Source organism: Candidatus Rokuibacteriota bacterium, assembly GCA_016209385.1.
In the GTDB taxonomy this organism is placed as follows: domain Bacteria; phylum Methylomirabilota; class Methylomirabilia; order Rokubacteriales; family CSP1-6; genus JACQWB01.
Map to the genome: position 1 here is coordinate 1 of JACQWB010000288.1, position 4,313 is coordinate 4,313.

Genomic DNA, 4,313 nt, shown 5'->3' on the forward strand with positions numbered 1-4,313 from the left:
ACAGTCTCCCCCAGGTCCTCCTGCAGGACCGGTTCGGGTGGGTCCTCGGCCCAGCGAGCTCCGTGAACTCCCACGTCACAGGGTTGGGGATAGTAGTCATGTCATTCCCGGGTCCGAGATAGTATAAGGTTCGGAAGGGGGGCGGAGCCCCTCTCCGAGCAAGGTCATGCCGAGAGGACCTCCACCCGGCCACCGGCCGCCTCGATCTTGGCCCGGGCCGAGGCGCTGACCTTGTGGACCCTGACCGTCAGGGCGTGGGGCAGCTCACCGTCGCCGAGGATCTTCACGCGGTCGCGTTCGGCCTTCTTGATGAGCCGGGCCGCCACGAGGCTGTCGGGGTCCACTACCCCGCCGCCGGCGAAGACACCGAGGGCCTTCAGGTTCACCGCCGCGTACACCGTGCGCTGGCGAGGCGTGAAGCCTCGCTTGGGGAGCCGACGGTAGAGCGGCATCTGGCCGCCCTCGAACCCGGCGCCCTTGCCCCCGCCCGACCGCGCCTTTTGCCCCTTGTGGCCCCGCCCCGCCGTCTTGCCGTGGCCCGACCCGGGACCCCGACCCACGCGCTTGGGACGCCGCTTCGCTCCCGGGGCTGGCGACAGCTCGTCAAGCCGCATGATCGATCTCTTTCACCCTGAGGCAGTGTCGCACCCGTGAGATCATTGCCCGGATGGTGGAGGTATCGTCGTGGACCACGTGCTGCCTGATCCGCCTGAGCCCGAGCGCGAGCACCGTCGCCTCCTGCTTGGGGCTGAGGCCGATCAGGCTGCGGATCAGCGTGACCTCAAGCTTCTTGCCTGCCACCGTCCTTCTCCTCCGTCCCCCCGGCCTCCTGGGCGGCGCGCTTGCGGGTCGCGTAGGTATCTTGAAGCCGCTTGATCCGGCGTAGCGCGTCGAGCGTGGCCTTCAGCACGTTGTGAGGGTTGTTGGAGCCGAGCGTCTTGGTCAGGATGTCCTGGACGCCGGCCGCCTCGAGGACCGGGCGCACCGCGCCGCCCGCGATGACCCCGGTGCCCTGGGCCGCCGGCTTGAGAAAGACTCTCCCGGAGCCGAAGCGACCCGTGATCTGGCAGGGAATGGTCGTGTCGCGGAGCGGGACGAAAATCAGCTCCTTCTTGGCGTGCTCCACCGCCTTGCGGATCGCCTCGGGCACCTCGTGGGCCTTCCCGAGCCCGACGCCGACGTGGCCCCTCCCGTCGCCCACGACGACCAGCGCCGTGAACGAGAAGCGCCGACCGCCCTTGACCACTTTGGCGACCCGGTTGATGGAAACCACCCGGTCGCTCAGCTCCAGCGCGCTCGGATCGATCTTCGCCTCAGCCAATTCTCCCCTCAGACCTCACGCCGCACTAGAATTTCAAGCCTCCGGCGCGGGCCGCCTCCGCCAGGGCCTTGACCCGCCCGTGGTACTGGTATCCCGCCCGGTCGAAGACGACCTGCTCGATCCCAGCCGCCCTGGCCTTCTCGGACACGAGCTGGCCCACCAGCGCCGCCGCCGCAACGTTGCCCCCCGTCTTGAGCTTGGCTCTGAACTCCGGCGACAGGCTCCCGACAGCGACGAGCGTCCGCCCGCCCTCGTCGTCGATGAGCTGGGCGTAGATGTGCTTCAGGCTTCGGAACACCGAGAGGCGCGGTCGAGCCGCGGTCCCCGCGACCTGCCGCCGGATCCGGAGATGCCTGACCTCCCGTGCCTTCCGGCGATCCTTGATCAACACGTCCGGTCACTCCCTGTCTCGTGCCTCGCCTCGATGTTACTTACTCGGGCCTCGCCTCGTCGCTGGCGCCGGCGATGAAGCTGCCTGCGCCGAAGCGCCTCGGCTCGAACTGCCACGCCTGCGGCTCGTCCGAAGCCCCTCGGCTCGAACTGCCACGTCCCGCTACTTCGCGCCGGCCTTCTTGCCGACCTTCCGGCGGATCACCTCGCCCACGTACTTGATCCCCTTCCCCTTGTACGGGTCCGGCTTCCTCAAGTCGCGAAGCCGCGCTGCCGTCTGGCCGACGAGCTGCTTGTCTGCGCCGCGGAGGGTAATGGCGGTCTGCTTGTCCACCTCGGCCTGAATCCCCTCCGGGAGCGGAAAGACGACGGGATGCGAGTAGCCCAGGGCGAGCTGAAGCGCCCCGCCCTGGAGCTGGGCGCGATAGCCGATCCCCACGATCTCCAGCTTCTTTTCGAACCCCTCCTTCACTCCCTGCACCATGTTGGCGAGCAGCGAGCGGGTGAGCCCGTGGAGGGCCCGGACGCTGCGATGGTCGGAGGCGCGCGCGACGCCCAGCCGACCGTCCTCGAGCGAGACCGTCAGGGTCTCGGGGACCGCGTGAGCGAGCTTGCCCTTCGGCCCCTCCACCCGCACGGTCCGTCCTTCGATCACGACCTTCACGCCGTGCGGGACCGGAATCGGTTTTCGCCCAATCCTAGACATGACCCCTCACCAGACGTAGCAGAGCACTTCCCCGCCCAGCTCGAGCTTGCGAGACTCGCGGTCGGTGACGACGCCCTTGGAGGTCGACAGGATGGCGACCCCCATTCCTCCGAGGATCGAGGGGATCTTGTCGGCGCTCACGTACACCCGCCGGCCCGGGGTGGAGACGCGAACCAGGCCCGAGATCATCTTCTCGCTGCCGCTCCCGTACGCGAGGTACACGCGCAGGATCCCCTGCTTGCTGTCCTCGATGAGCCGGAAGTTCTTGACGAACCCCTCCTCCTTGAGGATCTCGGCGATCCGGGCCTTCAGCTTCGACGCCGGAATGTCCACCTTCTCGTGCTCGGCGTTGGACGCGTTGCGGATACGCGTCAGCATGTCGGCGATCGGGTCCACCAGCATCTCACCAGCTCGCTTTCACGATACCGGGGACCTCGCCCTTCAGGGCCAGCTCCCGGAAGCAGATCCGACACATCTCGAACTTCCTCAGGTACCCCCGCGGGCGCCCGCACAGCTTGCAGCGGTTGTAGGCCCGCGCTGTGAACTTCGGCGGACGTTGGGTCTTCATGATCAGCGCCGTCTTCGCCATGGCGGTCCTCTGTTCCCTCCTACTCGCGGAACGGCATGCCCAGCTGCGTGAGCAGGGCCTTCGCCTCTTCGTCGGTCGCGGCCGTGGTGACGATGATCACGTCCATCCCGCGGACCTTGTCGATCTTGTCGTACACGATCTCGGGGAAGATCACCTGTTCCCGAAGACCCATGGCGTAGTTACCCCGCCCGTCGAAGGCCGTCGGCGGCATCCCCTTGAAGTCGCGCACGCGGGGGAGCGCCACGTTGATCAGCCGATCCAGGAACTCGTACATCCGGGACCCTCGAAGACTGACTTTGACCCCGATCGGGACCCCGGCCCGCAGCTTGAAGTTGGCGATCGACTTCTTCGCCCGCGTGATCACCGGCTTCTGGCCGCTGATGGCCGCGAGATCGGCGGTGCTCGATTCGAGCACCTTCACGTTGTCCTTCGCCTCGCCGACGCCCATGTTGATCACGACCTTCTCGAGCCGCGGCACCTGGAACGGGTTCGTGTACCCGCGCTCCTTCATCAGCGAGGGAATCACCACCTTCCGGTAGTGCTCGCGGAGGCGCGGCGGAATCCGCCCGCTGCCCTTCGGGCGGGCCGGCGGAGCCGGGGGCTCCCCCGGAGCGGGCGGACGCTGCTTGGGCGCCGGCTTCGTCGCCTGGGCTTTGACCGTCTTCGCCATGTCGCGTCGCTCTCCCCCCTACCCGCTACCCCTTGTCGACCATCTCCCGGCAGCGCCGGCAGACCCGGAGCTTCCGGCCGTCCGCCAGGACATCGACCGCGACCCGGGCGGGCCGGTCGCACTTGGGGCAGACCCCATCACGCTGGAAATCTGAATCGGGCCTTCCCGCTCGATGATCCCGCCCTGCCTGAGCTTCTGGGTCGGGCGCTGGTGGCGCTTGATCATGTTCAGCTTCTCGACGATCACCCGCCCCTTCGCGGGGAAGACCAGCAGCACTTTCCCCCGCTTGCCGCGCTCCTTCCCGGCAATCACGGCGACCGTGTCGCCACGCTTCACGCGCAGTTTCAGCATGGGCTAGATGACCTCCGGCAAATTCCATGCAGCTGAACGGAGAAGTTCAGCGTGCCGGGCCAAATAACGAGCATGACGAGGACACAGTAAGGCGAAGTTAGTTGGAACGGCACTAGGGTTCAACGGCCAAGATACCGAGGAGGAGGGAAGGATGGGCAAGAAGCTGATCGTCGTGTTGGGAGTGCTGGTTCTGGTGGCCGCCATGGCGGTCGGTCCGGCGTGGGCTCAGAAGGGGCCGATCAAAATCGGCTTTCTCGCCCCCATGACGGGCGGCGCCGCCCAGGTC

Annotated in this window: 8 protein-coding genes and 1 pseudogene; all 9 read right to left on the reverse strand. The window is 67.3% G+C overall.

Going from position 1 to position 4,313, the window contains the following annotated elements:
- Positions 1-164: 164 nt before the first annotated feature.
- Entirely contained in the window at positions 165-614 is a 450-nt protein-coding gene (rplO, locus tag HY726_21700; protein ID MBI4611612.1) for a 50S ribosomal protein L15, read from the reverse strand.
- Positions 604-801, reverse strand: a complete 198-nt coding sequence (gene rpmD / locus HY726_21705) for a 50S ribosomal protein L30 (GenBank protein ID MBI4611613.1) — start codon at positions 799-801, stop codon at positions 604-606. The genes rplO and rpmD overlap by 11 nt, the downstream gene beginning before the upstream one ends.
- Positions 782-1,321, reverse strand: coding sequence for a 30S ribosomal protein S5 (rpsE, locus tag HY726_21710; GenBank protein ID MBI4611614.1), 540 nt, complete (start codon positions 1,319-1,321; stop codon positions 782-784). The genes rpmD and rpsE overlap by 20 nt, the downstream gene beginning before the upstream one ends.
- Positions 1,322-1,346: 25 nt before the next feature.
- Entirely contained in the window at positions 1,347-1,712 is a 366-nt protein-coding gene (locus tag HY726_21715) for a 50S ribosomal protein L18 (protein ID MBI4611615.1), read from the reverse strand.
- 162 nt (positions 1,713-1,874) lie between these two features.
- On the reverse strand, positions 1,875-2,417 hold the full coding sequence (rplF, locus tag HY726_21720) for a 50S ribosomal protein L6 (protein ID MBI4611616.1): 543 nt from the start codon (positions 2,415-2,417) through the stop codon (positions 1,875-1,877).
- A gap of 6 nt (positions 2,418-2,423) precedes the next feature.
- On the reverse strand, positions 2,424-2,819 hold the full coding sequence (gene rpsH, locus HY726_21725; GenBank protein ID MBI4611617.1) for a 30S ribosomal protein S8: 396 nt from the start codon (positions 2,817-2,819) through the stop codon (positions 2,424-2,426).
- 1 nt (position 2,820) lies between these two features.
- Entirely contained in the window at positions 2,821-3,006 is a 186-nt protein-coding gene (locus tag HY726_21730) for a type Z 30S ribosomal protein S14 (GenBank protein ID MBI4611618.1), read from the reverse strand.
- Between the two features lie 19 nt (positions 3,007-3,025).
- Positions 3,026-3,676, reverse strand: coding sequence for a 50S ribosomal protein L5 (gene rplE, locus HY726_21735; protein ID MBI4611619.1), 651 nt, complete (start codon positions 3,674-3,676; stop codon positions 3,026-3,028).
- A gap of 25 nt (positions 3,677-3,701) precedes the next feature.
- Positions 3,702-4,027, reverse strand: a pseudogene (locus tag HY726_21740) (50S ribosomal protein L24).
- Positions 4,028-4,313 lie beyond the last annotated feature (286 nt).

Bases quoted from the DNA above. Each gene is read 5' to 3' on its own strand.
- rplO (MBI4611612.1), bottom strand. From the start codon at position 614: ATGCGGCTTGACGAGCTGTCGCCAGCCCCGGGAGCGAAGCGGCGTCCC.
- rplF (MBI4611616.1), bottom strand. From the start codon at position 2,417: ATGTCTAGGATTGGGCGAAAACCGATTCCGGTCCCGCACGGCGTGAAG.
- rpsH (MBI4611617.1), bottom strand. From the start codon at position 2,819: ATGCTGGTGGACCCGATCGCCGACATGCTGACGCGTATCCGCAACGCG.
- HY726_21730 (MBI4611618.1), bottom strand. From the start codon at position 3,006: ATGGCGAAGACGGCGCTGATCATGAAGACCCAACGTCCGCCGAAGTTC.
- rplE (MBI4611619.1), bottom strand. From the start codon at position 3,676: ATGGCGAAGACGGTCAAAGCCCAGGCGACGAAGCCGGCGCCCAAGCAG.